Source organism: Pseudomonas sp. StFLB209, from assembly GCF_000829415.1.
Taxonomy (GTDB): domain Bacteria; phylum Pseudomonadota; class Gammaproteobacteria; order Pseudomonadales; family Pseudomonadaceae; genus Aquipseudomonas.
On sequence record NZ_AP014637.1, the window covers coordinates 1,685,771 to 1,699,060 of the forward strand.

Annotated in this window: 9 protein-coding genes and 1 pseudogene; 4 read left to right on the top strand and 6 right to left on the bottom strand. The window is 60.4% G+C overall.

The window, feature by feature from the left end; all coding sequences use genetic code 11:
* Positions 1–2: 2 nt before the first annotated feature.
* Both PSCI_RS07845 and PSCI_RS07850 read right to left on the bottom strand, forming a co-directional pair.
* Entirely contained in the window at positions 3–1,868 is a 1,866-nt protein-coding gene (locus PSCI_RS07845) for a helix-turn-helix domain-containing protein (protein WP_045484970.1), read from the bottom strand.
* Complete coding sequence (locus PSCI_RS07850) at positions 1,865–2,422, bottom strand: TnsA endonuclease N-terminal domain-containing protein (protein WP_197540944.1); 558 nt, start codon at positions 2,420–2,422, stop codon at positions 1,865–1,867. The genes PSCI_RS07845 and PSCI_RS07850 overlap by 4 nt, the downstream gene beginning before the upstream one ends.
* A gap of 165 nt (positions 2,423–2,587) precedes the next feature.
* Here PSCI_RS07850 and PSCI_RS07855 point away from each other — a divergent pair.
* A pseudogene (locus tag PSCI_RS07855) lies at positions 2,588–3,238 on the top strand (ATP-binding protein); the annotation flags it as partial.
* Between the two features lie 39 nt (positions 3,239–3,277).
* Here the strand turns inward: PSCI_RS07855 and PSCI_RS29430 are convergent.
* A complete protein-coding gene (locus tag PSCI_RS29430) occupies positions 3,278–3,418 on the bottom strand; it encodes a hypothetical protein (RefSeq protein WP_158497584.1) in 141 nt (46 codons plus the stop codon).
* Between the two features lie 161 nt (positions 3,419–3,579).
* Here PSCI_RS29430 and PSCI_RS07865 point away from each other — a divergent pair, with 161 nt between their 5' ends.
* Complete coding sequence (locus tag PSCI_RS07865; protein WP_045484975.1) at positions 3,580–4,740, top strand: ATPase; 1,161 nt, start codon at positions 3,580–3,582, stop codon at positions 4,738–4,740.
* 33 nt (positions 4,741–4,773) lie between these two features.
* On the opposite strand, the gene PSCI_RS07870 is transcribed toward PSCI_RS07865, so the two are convergent.
* Positions 4,774–6,750 carry a methyl-accepting chemotaxis protein gene (locus PSCI_RS07870; RefSeq protein WP_045484977.1) on the bottom strand — a complete coding sequence of 659 codons (1,977 nt, stop codon included), beginning with the start codon at positions 6,748–6,750 and terminating at the stop codon, positions 4,774–4,776.
* A gap of 341 nt (positions 6,751–7,091) precedes the next feature.
* Here PSCI_RS07870 and PSCI_RS07875 point away from each other — a divergent pair, with 341 nt between their 5' ends.
* Entirely contained in the window at positions 7,092–8,474 is a 1,383-nt protein-coding gene (locus PSCI_RS07875; RefSeq protein ID WP_045484980.1) for a NorM family multidrug efflux MATE transporter, read from the top strand.
* 3 nt (positions 8,475–8,477) lie between these two features.
* On the opposite strand, the gene PSCI_RS07880 is transcribed toward PSCI_RS07875, so the two are convergent.
* A complete protein-coding gene (locus PSCI_RS07880) occupies positions 8,478–10,145 on the bottom strand; it encodes a putative bifunctional diguanylate cyclase/phosphodiesterase (protein ID WP_045484983.1) in 1,668 nt (555 codons plus the stop codon).
* A gap of 205 nt (positions 10,146–10,350) precedes the next feature.
* On the opposite strand from PSCI_RS07880, the gene rep reads away from it, so the two are divergent.
* Entirely contained in the window at positions 10,351–12,360 is a 2,010-nt protein-coding gene (gene rep / locus PSCI_RS07885; protein ID WP_045484985.1) for a DNA helicase Rep, read from the top strand.
* A gap of 205 nt (positions 12,361–12,565) precedes the next feature.
* Here rep and PSCI_RS07890 read toward each other — a convergent pair whose 3' ends face one another.
* The gene (locus PSCI_RS07890) at positions 12,566–13,276 is read right to left on the bottom strand and encodes a GntR family transcriptional regulator (protein WP_045484987.1); all 711 of its coding nucleotides are present in this window, start codon (positions 13,274–13,276) and stop codon (positions 12,566–12,568) included.
* Between the last annotated feature and the right edge of the window lie 14 nt (positions 13,277–13,290).

Genomic DNA, 13,290 nt, shown 5'->3' on the forward strand with positions numbered 1-13,290 from the left:
CATTAACCTACTTCGATTTCATCATAAGGCTCGACAACATCCGGGGCCTCAGTTGCCGAATCCACCGCCACTGATGGTTCAGGTGTGGTGTGAACGCCTTTCCAGCCATGGCGCCGTTCTGCCATACGCCGTTTACGCTTCTCAGAAGCCCGAGCATTACGCGCCAATCGGGTTTTCTCAATGGCATCACTCTCGACGGCACGCATGCGACGCACACCCTCGAAGATTGCAGCCTCATCAACCCTGGCACCTGGCGTTTCACGGATGCGCCGTGTCACTTCTCGCAGTTCCCAGACGCTTATCGCTGGGTGACTGGAGTTGAAGTAAGGGACCGGGTGGTAAATCTGTTCATCAGGATCAAGAAAGTAAACGACACTGATATCACGAGGGTCCTGTACAAAAATGAATTTGCGTCCCTTCCCGTCGTCACCATCTTCCGCGATCCGGGTACGCAGAATCGGCGCGTAATAGTGAATGCCATCAATTTTCGCGCCGTGCCGCTGGACGGTTCGTTGAAAGTAAGGCGTGAAATCCAGCCTGAATTTCTCCTCATTTTCTATCGGCTCTGGCAAGCCCACACCCGGCCTGTCGTTGGTGCCGTGTACGCACTGGCTGTAATAGTTGATTGGCGATACGCCATTCAGTCCGGCATGTGCTTCGTTGTGGTAGACGTAGACAACGAAAATCGTAAACCACAACTCCAGCTCCTTCAGCGTCATACACGCTCTGCCTTCAGAGTCGTAATCAAGCTTGTCGAGCGTGTTGGAAAAGGTGGTGCCAGGCAGTTCGTGCCCCTTGGCCATGAACGTCCGAAATGCACGTTCAATGTGAGGGCCGTAGTTCGGCTGCTTTCTCGGCCTGTGCTCAAGAATGATCCCGTACTCGTTGCATCCACGGGTCAACGCATGGCCTTTGAACTCTTTCGCATTGTCGACGTGAATTTTCTGCATCAAACCGTAAATGGGCCACTCCGCCGGGATGTCTCGGGCCGCCAACCAGTAGCTTTTCTGCATGACTGCGTGAGCGATGCAGAGCGCTGCCGAGTTTGCGCCGACCGGGTCCAAGGAGAAGAAGAACCCGCCAATCATCCTGGTATGCACGTCGATACTCATGGTGAGGTTCGGACGCCCAATAGGAAGGCGATCAGCTTCATCGACGATGATCACGTCTACCGGTGTGTGGTCGATTTGTACCACTGAGTTCGGAACATCGGTCGCGGGAAACGCCCCTCTCAAAGGCCGGTACTTGTCCTTCGCAGACCGAGGTCCCAACCGTTTTTTGTGCCGCTCCCGTTCATCAATATCCCTGACACGCTGGTGAATCGTATTGACGTGCGGCGGTTGTAGTCCGAGCTCTTCGCACTCGGTTTTGATGTCCTGGTGCAGCTTCTTGACCGTGGGCCGCTCAAGAACCAAGTAGGATTTCTGGATCCATTTTTCAATGACTTCCTCCAGTTCCTGATCCAGACGGAACTGACCCTTGTCATTCCTGGCCGAACGTAGCAATGAAGAAACCAGCCCTGTTTCCTCAAACCGCTTAATCCATCTGTAGATCGTCGATACGCTTCTTCCTGACGAGGCGGCAGCGGCCTGTACGTCCTCCAGATTATTGCGACCATTGGCCAGCAGAGGCTGGATCAGCTTGTGGCGTTCAACAGCTGCTGTCCAATCACGGTCTTCAGCAAAAATGTGTTTCGCGCTGAGCGTAGAGTCGCGCCCTGGAGTAGATCGTAATTCTGTAGCGCGAACAATGTGCGTGGAATGATCCTCTGTAACTCGGATCACGGCTTCCAGCAGCCCTTTCAACTCCAAAACAATGCAGGCTTGGTTTTGCCAGTAGGCCAAACTGCCAATGCGGATCGTTGTCATGATTGAGCCTCTTTCATAGGCCAGATTCGCGAGGTCATGGTCAGCTTCAGATCAAGGTCGCAGCCGATGTCGCCAGTGGCGAGCATGTGCCAAAGAGCTGGAATCAGAAGCGCCCGTCCTCGGGGGGCTGAAGACAACGCATGCAGAAGGAAGTCGGGGTCAGCCTCCCCCAAGTCCCAAAGCACATTGAGGATGTGGTCGCGCATGGCAGGATCAATCTTCCTGGCAATGTACGGCCATAAGAACTTCACATTCGCGAGATAGACCGTCCGGATCTCAACCTCGGTGTAAACCCGGAATACCCAGCCCCGCTCCTTGCAATACGCCTTCGCTGCCCGGAACTTGGGCAAATAGGTGCGCCAGGCAGCACGGAAGTCCTCTCTGAACTTGACCTCATAGAGGATTGAGGGGTCATGCGGCACGACATGCTTGAACTGGATCAACCCATCAGGCGTGTACGAGCGAGCGTTCCCCTCTTCATCGAGATAGCGGATGGTCAACGGCTGCGGACTGAACTGTTTCACCCGGCGATCAAACCGGATGAGCTCCATCATGTCCCTTTCCAAGGTCGACTCATACTGCCCCATTTTGGGGACAGTCCCGGTGACGCCCCGAGACGTACCGCTGATTTTTCGGACTGGCGCACTGAAGGAATCTGTCATTTTTTCAAATTCCAATGTATTGAACTGGGTTTTTAGCATTTTCTACTAGATATTACAGGCAGCCGCCCACAACCTGGCGAGATAACCTTGGCACACCACGGAATCTTGTTTCTTGACGAGCTGCCGGAGTTCGACCGCCGGGTGCTGGAGGTACTGCGCGAGCCGCTGGAGTCAGGCCATATCGTGGTGTCCCGCGCCCGCGACCGGGTGCGCTTCCCGGCGCGTTTTCAACTGGTGGCGGCAATGAACCCCTGCCCCTGTGGATACCTTGGCGAGCCCAGTGGCCGCTGCCGCTGCTCCACCGATCAGATCCAGCGTTATCGCAACAAGCTGTCTGGCCCGTTGCTGGACCGTATCGACCTGCACCTGACCGTGGCCCGCGAAGCCACCAGCCTCACCGCCTTGCCGGCAAGCGGCGAAACCACCGCCAGCGCCGCGGCCAAGGTGGCCGCAGCGCGGGACCGCCAGTTGCAGCGTCAGGGCTGCGCCAACGCCTTTCTCGACCTGCCCGGCCTGCGCAGCCACTGCACGTTATCCACAGCCGATGAAAAATGGCTTGAAACAGCCTGCGAACGCCTGACCTTGTCGCTGCGTGCGGCGCACCGTCTGTTGAAGGTGGCGCGCACCCTGGCCGACCTGGAGCACAAAGACGCGATTGAACGCGGCCATCTGGCCGAGGCGTTGCAGTATCGGCCGGCGAGCAAGTAGCCCGGTCGTCAGGCCAGCAGTCTTGCACCACTCGGACAATCAAAAATCCTCTGCCCGACTGCGTGCCAGACGTACCCTTCTGTCGCTGTTGGCTTCCAGCTCTTCGGTCTCGAACACCGGGTCTTCCTGCAGTGCCTGGAAAACCCGATCTGAAACCCCGACGGTGAACAAGACCAGCATGAAATCAACACCACAAAATGCCAGTTCAGGCCCTGCGTCACCTATCTATAATCACTCTATAGTTCTCTATAAATAGCGATAAACAGGCCTGCGCACGCCTTTCTATAATTGCTCTATAATCGCTCTATAATTCCCTATAGAGCAACATTGAGAGGTTGGTGATGTCTACTGAAATCCTCTACCACCGCCCGGCCCTGGCGCAGCGACTTGCCAAATTGATCATGCAGGTTGCTGTTGGCAGTGCGGCAAGCTCAGGGGTATTTCTTGCGGCCCCCAGGCGTACGGGCAAGTCGACCTTCGCGCGAGAAGACCTGCGTCCCGCGCTTGAGGCAGCCGGCGCCATCGTGCTGTACGCCGACCTGTGGAAAGACCTGACCAAGGACCCTGGGGTCGTCATCGTCGATGCCGTACGTGAAACCATTGGCCGTAACCAGGGCTACGTCACCCGCCTGGCGAAGGCCAGCGGCATGGATAAAGTCACCGTGGGCGGATTGAGTTTCAGCCTGGACAAGATAGGCATGGGCAAAGACATTGACCTGACCACGGCACTCACCGCGCTCTCGGATGAATCCAGGCAGATGATTGTGCTGATGATCGATGAGGCCCAGCACGCGATCACCACCGACGAAGGCGTAGCTGCCCTTTTTGCGCTCAAAGCCGCCAGGGATGAGCTCAACAGCTCGAAACACCATGGCCTGCGGGTGGTTTGCACCGGGTCGAACCGTGACAAGCTGGCCATGTTGCGCAATAGCAAGGACCAGGCGTTCTTTGGCGCCGCGATGGTGCCGTTCCCGACACTGGATAGGGACTTCGTTGAGTGGTTTTGCACTCATGTGGATCTGCCCCAGCCACTCGATCCCGCCAATGTTTTTGTGCTGTTTCAGGAAAGTGGCTATCGCCCGGAATTGCTCGGCGCCGCTGCCGATGAAATTCGCTTCGATCTGATGCTGGCCCCGGAAAACGTCCCGGAGCGCTTTGCAGAGCTGGTACGCGCTCAGGCAGAGGAGCTCAATGCCAACCTCAAGAAAGTCATCCACAGCCTCACGCCTATCCAGTCTGCAGTGATTCGTGTGATGAGCGCCAAGGGCGAAGACTATGCGCCCTTTGAAGCACCAACCATGGAGCTGTATGCCAAGGCGATGCAGCGAGCAGGCATTGATCCAGCCGAGATAAGGGTCGAAGTACCCGGTGTCCAGCAGGCGCTTATTGCCCTGCAAGAGAAGAAGCTGGTCTGGAAAGCATCCAGAGGCGTGTATGCGGTCGACGAAAACGTGATTGTCGATCTGCTGCGCGGGGACGGCCTGCTGGAGGGCCTCTACTGAGACCCGCCAGCGCCATTGACTCAAACCATCGACTTACCTGAAGCGATCCACCTCGCCCAGCAATTCAGCCGCCAGGTCGTTGAGTTCCTTGGCGGTCACGGCCAGGTTGGCAACCACTTCGCGCTGTTCGCCGTTGGTCATGGCAATGCTTTGCAGGTTGCCGCTCAGCGCCGTGGCGGTGCTGCTTTGCTCCTGCGTAGCGGTGGTAATGGCGGCGAACTGCTGGCCGGCCGAGCGGCTTTGCTCGTCGATCTGAGCCAGGGCTTCGGCGACCTTGGCGTTGCGTGCCAGGCCGTCCTGCATCAGCGAGTTGCCTTGCTGCATGGTGTTGATGGCCATGCCGGTTTCCTGCTGGATGCTGGCGATCATGGTCGAGATTTCGTCGGTGGCCTGACGGGTGCGCGAAGCCAGGCTGCGCACTTCATCGGCAACCACGGCGAAACCGCGCCCCTGCTCACCGGCACGTGCTGCTTCGATGGCCGCGTTCAGTGCCAGCAGGTTGGTCTGCTCGGCGATCGAGGTGATCACCCCGACGATGCTGCCGATTTCCTGAGACCGCTGCCCCAGGGTATCGACCACCTTGGCGGTGCTGTTCAAGGATGCCGCGATCTGTTGCAGCGAAGCCGAGGCTTCGTCCATTGAGCTGCGACCAATGCGGGTCTGGCGAGCGTTTTCCTGGGCCATGCGCTCGGTGTCTTTCATGTTGTCGGCGATGTTCAGCGAGGTGGCGCTGAACTCTTCCACCGCACCGGCCATGCTGGTGATTTCCCCGGACTGCTGCTCCATGCCGGCGTAGGCGCCGCTGGACAGCCCAGAAAGGGCATGGGCACGGTCGCTGACCTGCCGCGACGCGGTACGAATATGCTCGACCATGTTCGACAGGGCTTCACCCATGGTATTGAAGCTGCCGGCCAGCAGGCCGATTTCATCGTGGCTGGTCACCGCCAGACGCACCTTTAGGTTGCCCGACCCCAGCGCTTCGGCCTGGCGTACCAGTTCCGACAGCGGACGCAGTTTGCTGCGCAGCAGCCAGATTGCACCGCCTACCGCAATCAGCATGGCCAGCAGGCTGCCGATCGCCAGTTGGGTGCCGACGCTCCAGGTTACCGAGGCGATCTCGTCCTTCGGCATGCTCGCCACCACCGTCCAGGGCCCACCACTGAAAGGGGCGCCAACGCTGTAGAAGGTCTCGTCGGTGTCTTGCCAGTACTGCCCTTTGCCAGGCTGCTTGACGGCTTCGGCCACCGCCTTGCCGGCCTGTTCCGCCGCCTTGACGCCGGCCGGCGGCACCAGCCATTTGCCTTGATCGTCGAGCAGCGCCAGCGAGCCGGTCTTGCCGATACGGAAGTTCTTCAGGTCTTCGAACTGGGCGTTCTGCGCATCGGTGTAGTCAAAGCCGACGAACAGCGCGGCGATGATCTTGCCACTGCTGTCGCGCACCGGGCTGTACTGGGTCATGTAGTAACGGCCGAACAACACGGCCTTGCCCACATATTCCTGACCGGCCATCAACCGCGCATAGGCCTGACCCTGGCGGTCGAGCAAGGTGCCGATGGCGCGGGAACCGTCCTGTTTCATCAGCGAGGTGCTGATCCGCGCGAAATCATCGCCGCTGCGCACGAACACCGTCGCCACACCCGCCGTGAGGCGGCGGAAGTCATCGACTTCACTGAACTCGTTGTTCAGTGGCTGACCATCGAGAAACAGACCCGGGGTTTGCGTGCCGGCCACTGTGTAGGTGGTGCCGGTCTGCAAGGTCAGACCCGAGGAAAAGCGCTTTTCGAACAGGCCCGCCAGACGCTGGGTACTGTCACGAAGCGTGGTATGAAAGGTGTTGAGCTGGTCTGACAGCAAGCGTGATTCGCTGGCCAGGTGTTCTTCGCGGATGACCAGGTTGGCAGCATCGAGCGAGCGCAGGGCAAATAGGGTGCTGCAACTGATCACCACCGCGAGGATGATGGTCAGGGCAATACCTAACTGAGAGGCAATCCGGGCACGAGGCTTGGACATGGCAACTCCATACTGAAGCGTCCGACTACCCATCCGGGGCAGCGCCGTCCAGCAATATTATGTTGAAGGGAATATTTCCTTGAGATCGACAGCTCCATGCAAAGGATTCGGCCTCGCGGGCACATACTTGAGCGGGCCGCGCGGAGAATCGCAAACGATTGCGTATCTGTCTGTAACTCTTAAAGATTTAGTTGCACGGCTAGTTGAACAGTCCCTTCAGCCTCACTGGTCACCTGGAGGTTCAAGTAGGCCGAGGAACGAACTTATTAGTTGGTGTCCAAACGCCATACTGCCCAGAATAGGCAGCTTTTATCCTTTTATCGAATCGAGCCTGAAAAAATATGCAGCCGGCTGCCCTCAAGGAACTCTGGACCATCCTGCGCCTGGCAGGGCCGCTGATCGCCTCGCAATTGGCGCACATGCTGATGGTCTTCACCGACACGGTGATGATGGGCAAACTCGGCCCCGACGCGCTGGCCGGCGGCGGTCTGGGCGCGGCGACCTATAACTTCGTGACCTTTTTCTGCATCGGGGTGATGGCGGCGGTCGGCACGCTGGTCGCGATCCGCCAGGGCGCCGGCGACACCGAGGGCGCCACCCGGCTGACCCAGGCCGGGCTGTGGCTGGCCTGGGGCATGGCGGTAGTGGCGGCCGTGGTGCTGTGGAACCTCGAACCGCTGCTGCTGCATTTCGGCCAGACCCCGAACAACGTGCACATGGCCATGCAGTTCCTCAGCACCTTGCCGCTGGCGCTGCCGGGCCTGCTCAGTTTCATGGCCCTGCGCGGTTTTACCAGCGCGCTGGGCCGGGCCGGGCCGGTGATGGTCATCAGCCTGGTGGGCGCTGCGGCCAACTTTGTTCTCAACTACGCGCTGATCGAAGGCTGGTTCGGCTTGCCGCATCTTGGCCTGTGGGGTATCGGGCTGGTCACTGCGGTGGTCACCAACGCCATGGCCATTGCCCTGGCGCTGCACATCCGTCGGCATCCGGCCTATGACGCCTACCCGATCCGGGCCGGCCTCGGCACATTGTCGCGCAGCCATCTGAGCGAGCTATGGCGCCTGGGCCTGCCGATTGGCGGCACTTATGCGGTGGAGGTCGGGCTGTTCACCTTCGCCGCCTTTTGTATGGGCGCGCTGGGCACCACCCAGATGGCCGCCCATCAGATCGCCCTGCAGACCATTTCCATGGCCTTCATGATTCCGGTAGGGATTTCCTATGCGGTGACCATGCGCATCGGCAAGCACTACGGCGCCGGCGATTTGCTCATGGCGCGCACGGCTGGCCGGGTGGGCATCGGGTTCGGCGGCGCATTGATGCTGCTGTTTGCCCTGCTGTTCTGGCTGGCCCCCCGCACCATCGTCGGACTGTTTCTGGACATCAACGATCCGGCTTTCAATGACATCGTGGTCCTGGCGGTGAAATTGCTGGCGATTGCTGCCTGGTTCGAACTGTTCGATGGCACCCAGACCATTGCCATGGGCGCGATTCGCGGTCTCAAGGACGCCAAGACCACCTTCCTGATTGGCCTGGGCTGTTATTGGCTGATTGCCGCGCCGGCGGCCTGGCTGTTGGGCTTCCAGAGCCCGGCCGGCGCCGAAGGTGTGTGGTGGGGGCTGGCGCTGGGTCTGTTGTGCGCGGCGGCGACCCTGACCTGGGCGTTCGAGCGGCGTATGGCCAAGATGCTGCGCAGGGCTGACAGGCAACCGGCAAAGGCCGCCTGAACATCAAACCCCGCCGAGCACCGTCCGGCCTTGGTCGGCCAGTAGATAATCGGTCAGTTGCAGGATCGGCAGCGGCCGCTGAATCAGAAACCCTTGGGCCTGATCGCAGCCGAACTCGCGCAGCAGGGCCAGTTGCGCCGGGGTTTCGATGCCCTCGGCGACCACTTCAAGCCCCAGGTTATGCGCCAGGTTAATCATCGCGTGGACCAGCTTGCGATTCTCTTCGCGCTGTTCCATTTCACCGACGAAGCTGCGGTCGATTTTGAGCAGGGTAATCGGCAGGCTGTTGAGGTGCACAAAAGATGAGAAGCCGGTGCCGAAGTCGTCCAGCGAAAAACGCACACCCAACACGCGCAAGGCATCCATGGTCTTGCTGACCAGATCACTGCGGCGCATCACTGCGGTTTCGGTCAGTTCGAACTCCAGCCAGCGGGCATCGATGCCTTGCTCGGCAATCAGGCGGCTGAGGGTGTCGAGCAACTGGCTGTCCTGGAACTGGCGAAACGACAGATTGACCGCCATGTGCAACGGCTCGATGCCCTGCTCGCGCAGGACGCGCATGTCACGCAGGGCCCGGAAGATCACCCAGTACCCCAACGGCACGATCAGGCCGCTCTGCTCGGCCAGCGGCACGAACTCACTGGGCGGCAACAACCCGCGCTCGTGATGGCGCCAGCGCACCAGCGCTTCGAGGCCGACAATCCGCCCGCTGGTCATGCACAGCCGCGGCTGGTAGTGCAGCTCCAGCTCGTCGCGGCGCAACGCACGGCGCAGTTCGGCTTCGAGGTCGGCCAGGCTGCGGGCATTGCGGTTGATGTGTTCGTCAAACTGATGCCAGGTACAGCCCTGCCGACTCTTGGCCTGGCGCATGGCGATATGCGCGTGCCACATCAAAGGGTCGGCACCGAAACCGCTGCGGGCGTGAGCAACCCCCAGGCTGCAGCCGATCAGCAGGCTTTCGCCATCGACCCAGTAGGGTTCGGACAACGCCTCGATAATCCGCTCGGCCACTTGCGCGGCGCGTTGCGGTGCGTCGCGGGTGTCGATCAGCAAGGCGAACTCGTCGCTGCCCAGGCGGGCGACCTGGTCGTTGACGTCCAGTTGCCGCTTGAGCCGTGTCACCACTTGCAGAATCAGCCGGTCGCCGGCCTGATGGCCCAGCGCATCGTTGGCACGGCGGAAATTGTCGAGGTCCAGATGCCCGAGCGCCAGCCCGGCGCTGCCCGGTTCAGCCAAGCGGGCCGTCAGCAGAGTCTGGAAGCCCTGACGGTTGGCGATGCCGGTCAACGGGTCCTGTTCCGCCAGACGCTGTAGCGTGTCCTCCAGGTGCGCGCGTTCACGAACGTGGCGCAGGCAGCGGCGCAGCGCATCGGGGCTCAGGCTGTCGCCCACCAGCCAGTCGCTGACACCCGCCAGCGGGGCATCGGGTTCGATATCCAGCAGCATCACGATCGGGACATTGCAGGTGCCGGCCGCCGGTTGCAGTTCAGGGGTGGTCAGCAGCACCGTGTGACGCTCGCCAGCGTAGCTGGCGCCGTCAACCTGCCAGTCTGCGATCTGCTGCAACACGATATCGCTGGGCAACGCCGCAACGCAGGAATTCAGCCGTACCAGCCAGGCTGGTTCATGAACCAGCAGCAGTAACCGCAAGGGCTCGACAGGCGTTGACAAGCTGACTCCCTATTCCGAAGAAAAACAAGGGGGCGACGCACCTCGACATGAGGTGTCGGCTGCACGTAATTGAGTGCTATGCGCAAATGTAACAAAACCAAGAAATTAAGATAGGCCATCGGTGCAAAACGCTTGAAGGTCGCTGCACATTGCCGCGAGCCTGTTAAAATGCCCGGCCATTCGTCCATGACCCGTCCTATCTCTCATGTCCCGACTCAACCCCCGGCAGCAGGAAGCCGTGAACTACGTCGGCGGGCCGCTTCTGGTGCTCGCCGGGGCAGGTTCCGGCAAGACCAGCGTGATTACGCGCAAGATCGCCCATCTGATCCAGAACTGCGGCGTGCGTGCCCAGTACATCGTGGCCATGACCTTTACCAACAAGGCCGCCCGAGAGATGAAAGAGCGGGTCGGCACCCTGCTGCGCAAGGGCGAAGGGCGCGGCCTGACGGTCTCGACCTTCCATAACCTGGGCCTGAACATCATCCGCAAGGAGCATTCGCGGCTGGGTTACAAGCCGGGTTTCTCGATCTTCGATGAAGGCGACATCAAGGCCCTGCTGACTGACATCATGCAGAAGGAGTACGCCGGCGACGACGGCGTCGACGAAATCAAGAACGTCATCGGCTCGTGGAAGAACGACCTGATCCTGCCCGAAGAAGCCCTGGCCAATGCCCGCGGCCCCAAGGAGCAGACCGCCGCCATCGTCTACGCCCACTACCAGCGCACCCTCAAGGCTTATAACGCGGTGGACTTCGACGACCTGATCCTGCTGCCGGTCAAGCTGTTCCAGGAGCACCCCGACATTCTGGAGAAATGGCAGAACCGCGTGCGCTACCTGCTGGTGGACGAATACCAGGACACCAACGCCAGCCAGTACCTGCTGGTGAAAATGCTGATCGGCACGCGCAACCAGTTCACCGTGGTCGGCGACGACGATCAGTCGATCTATGCCTGGCGCGGCGCACGGCCGGAAAACCTGATGCTGCTCAAGGACGACTACCCGTCGCTCAAGGTGGTGATGCTTGAGCAGAACTACCGCTCTACCAGTCGCATTCTGCGCTGCGCCAACGTGCTGATTGCCAACAACCCGCACGCCTTCGAGAAGCAACTGTGGTCGGAGATGGGGCACGGCGATGAAATCCGCGTGATCCGCTGCCGCAACGAAGAGGCCGAGGCTGAACGGGTGGCGATGGAAATCCTTACCCTGCACCTGCGCACCGAACGGCCCTACAGCGATTTCGCGATCCTGTATCGCGGCAACTACCAGGCCAAGCTGATCGAGCTGAAGCTGCAACACCACCAGGTGCCGTATCGTCTGTCCGGTGGCACCAGCTTCTTCAGCCGCCAGGAAGTGAAGGACCTGATGTCCTACTTCCGCCTGCTGGTCAACCCCGACGACGACAACGCCTTCTTGCGGGTGATCAACGTGCCGCGTCGGGAAATCGGCTCCACAACCCTGGAAAAGCTCGGCAACTACGCCACCGAACGCAAGATCTCGATGTACGCCGCCACCGATGAACTGGGCCTTGGCGAACACCTCGACAGCCGCTACACCGACCGCCTGCAACGCTTTAAACGCTGGATGGACGGTGTGCGCCAGCAGTGCGCACAAAACGATCCCATCGCCGCCCTGCGCAGCATGGTCATGGACATCGACTACGAGAACTGGATTCGCCAGAACAGCTCCAGTGACAAGGCCGCCGACTACCGCATGGGTAACGTGTGGTTTTTGATCGAGGCGCTGAAGAACACCCTGGAAAAAGACGAAGATGGCGAGATGACCATCGAAGAGGCGATCGGCAAGCTGGTGCTGCGCGACATGCTCGAACGCCAGCAGGAAGAAGAAGACGGCGCTGAAGGCGTGCAGATGATGACCTTGCATGCTTCCAAGGGCCTGGAGTTTCCTTACGTGTTCATCATGGGCATGGAAGAAGAGATTCTTCCGCACCGCTCCAGCATCGAAGCCGACACCATCGAAGAAGAGCGCCGCCTGGCTTACGTGGGCATCACCCGCGCCCGCCAGACCCTGGCCTTCACCTTTGCCGCCAAGCGCAAACAATACGGCGAAATCATCGACTGCACGCCCAGCCGCTTCCTCGACGAACTGCCACCGGACGACCTGGCCTGGGAAGGCCAGGAAGAACAGCCGGTAGAGGTCAAGGCCGCACGGGGCAACAACGCCCTGGCGGATATCCGGGCAATGCTCAAGCGCTAGCGGCAGTACAGTACGAAATCTTTGTGGGAGCGACCTTGGTTGCGAAAGGGCCGGTAAAGTCACAGCATCTACTGCGAATGTGCTGCCGTCTTCGCCGGGATGCCGGACCACAGCAACCGGAGCGCCGGCCGGCTGCTCCCACCGGTCTAACAGAACAGTATTGCGGCTAAAGCCGCTCGTATGGGGTTGCGTGTTGGCCGCGCACTCAGTCCGGGCGCTGGATGACCTTCAGGCGCTCGGCAGACGAGGCGCTGAAGATCTCGGCATAGCGCAGGGTGGCGTTGGCGTGCTCACGCATCAGCGCTTCGGCCCGCGCCCCCTGGCGGCTGATCAGGGCATCGACGATTGCGTGATGCTGCATGTGCGCGTAGTTGAAGCGTCGGTATTCGCGGGCCATGTCGTTACGGTCCACCGCCAGGGCGCTGACCGAGGCAAACGGCAGGTGGTCGTTGCGGGCCAATGCATCGGCAATCGCCGGGTTGCCGCTGCCTTCGACGATGACCTGATGAAAGCGCATGTTCAGGTCGTGATAGACCTCCAGATCCTGCTCGGTCACGTAGCCCTTGTCGAACAGTGCGTCCCCATCGGCCAGACACCTCTGCAACTGCTCGCACGCCTGAGCAGTCAGGCCGCGTTCGGCGCTTTGCCGGGCAGCCAGTCCTTCGAGCACGCCGCGCACTTCAACCGCACCGGCAATGTCCTGAGTACTGACCGAGCGCACCTGAAAGCCGCGCCCGCCATGGCGGACCAGCAAGCCTTCCTGCTCCAGGGTCCGAAACGCCATGCGCACCGGCATGCGTGACACGCCGAACAACTCGGCGGTGGGCACTTCCATCAGCCGTTCGCCGGCTGGCAGCTCGCCTGAGGCGATCATCTTGCGCAACGCAACCAATACCGTTTGGCCAGGCTTGCTCATCCAGGCAGCTTCCG

What these genes read in the sequence shown, in the direction of transcription:
- PSCI_RS07865 (WP_045484975.1), top strand. Translation starts at nt 3,580, where the DNA reads ATGTCTACTGAAATCCTCTACCACCGCCCGGCCCTGGCGCAGCGACTT.
- PSCI_RS07890 (WP_045484987.1), bottom strand. Translation starts at nt 13,276, where the DNA reads ATGAGCAAGCCTGGCCAAACGGTATTGGTTGCGTTGCGCAAGATGATC.
- PSCI_RS07875 (WP_045484980.1), top strand. Translation starts at nt 7,092, where the DNA reads ATGCAGCCGGCTGCCCTCAAGGAACTCTGGACCATCCTGCGCCTGGCA.
- rep (WP_045484985.1), top strand. Translation starts at nt 10,351, where the DNA reads ATGTCCCGACTCAACCCCCGGCAGCAGGAAGCCGTGAACTACGTCGGC.
- PSCI_RS29430 (WP_158497584.1), bottom strand. Translation starts at nt 3,418, where the DNA reads ATGCTGGTCTTGTTCACCGTCGGGGTTTCAGATCGGGTTTTCCAGGCA.
- PSCI_RS07850 (WP_197540944.1), bottom strand. Translation starts at nt 2,422, where the DNA reads ATGATGGAGCTCATCCGGTTTGATCGCCGGGTGAAACAGTTCAGTCCG.
- PSCI_RS07870 (WP_045484977.1), bottom strand. Translation starts at nt 6,750, where the DNA reads ATGTCCAAGCCTCGTGCCCGGATTGCCTCTCAGTTAGGTATTGCCCTG.
- PSCI_RS07845 (WP_045484970.1), bottom strand. Translation starts at nt 1,868, where the DNA reads ATGACAACGATCCGCATTGGCAGTTTGGCCTACTGGCAAAACCAAGCC.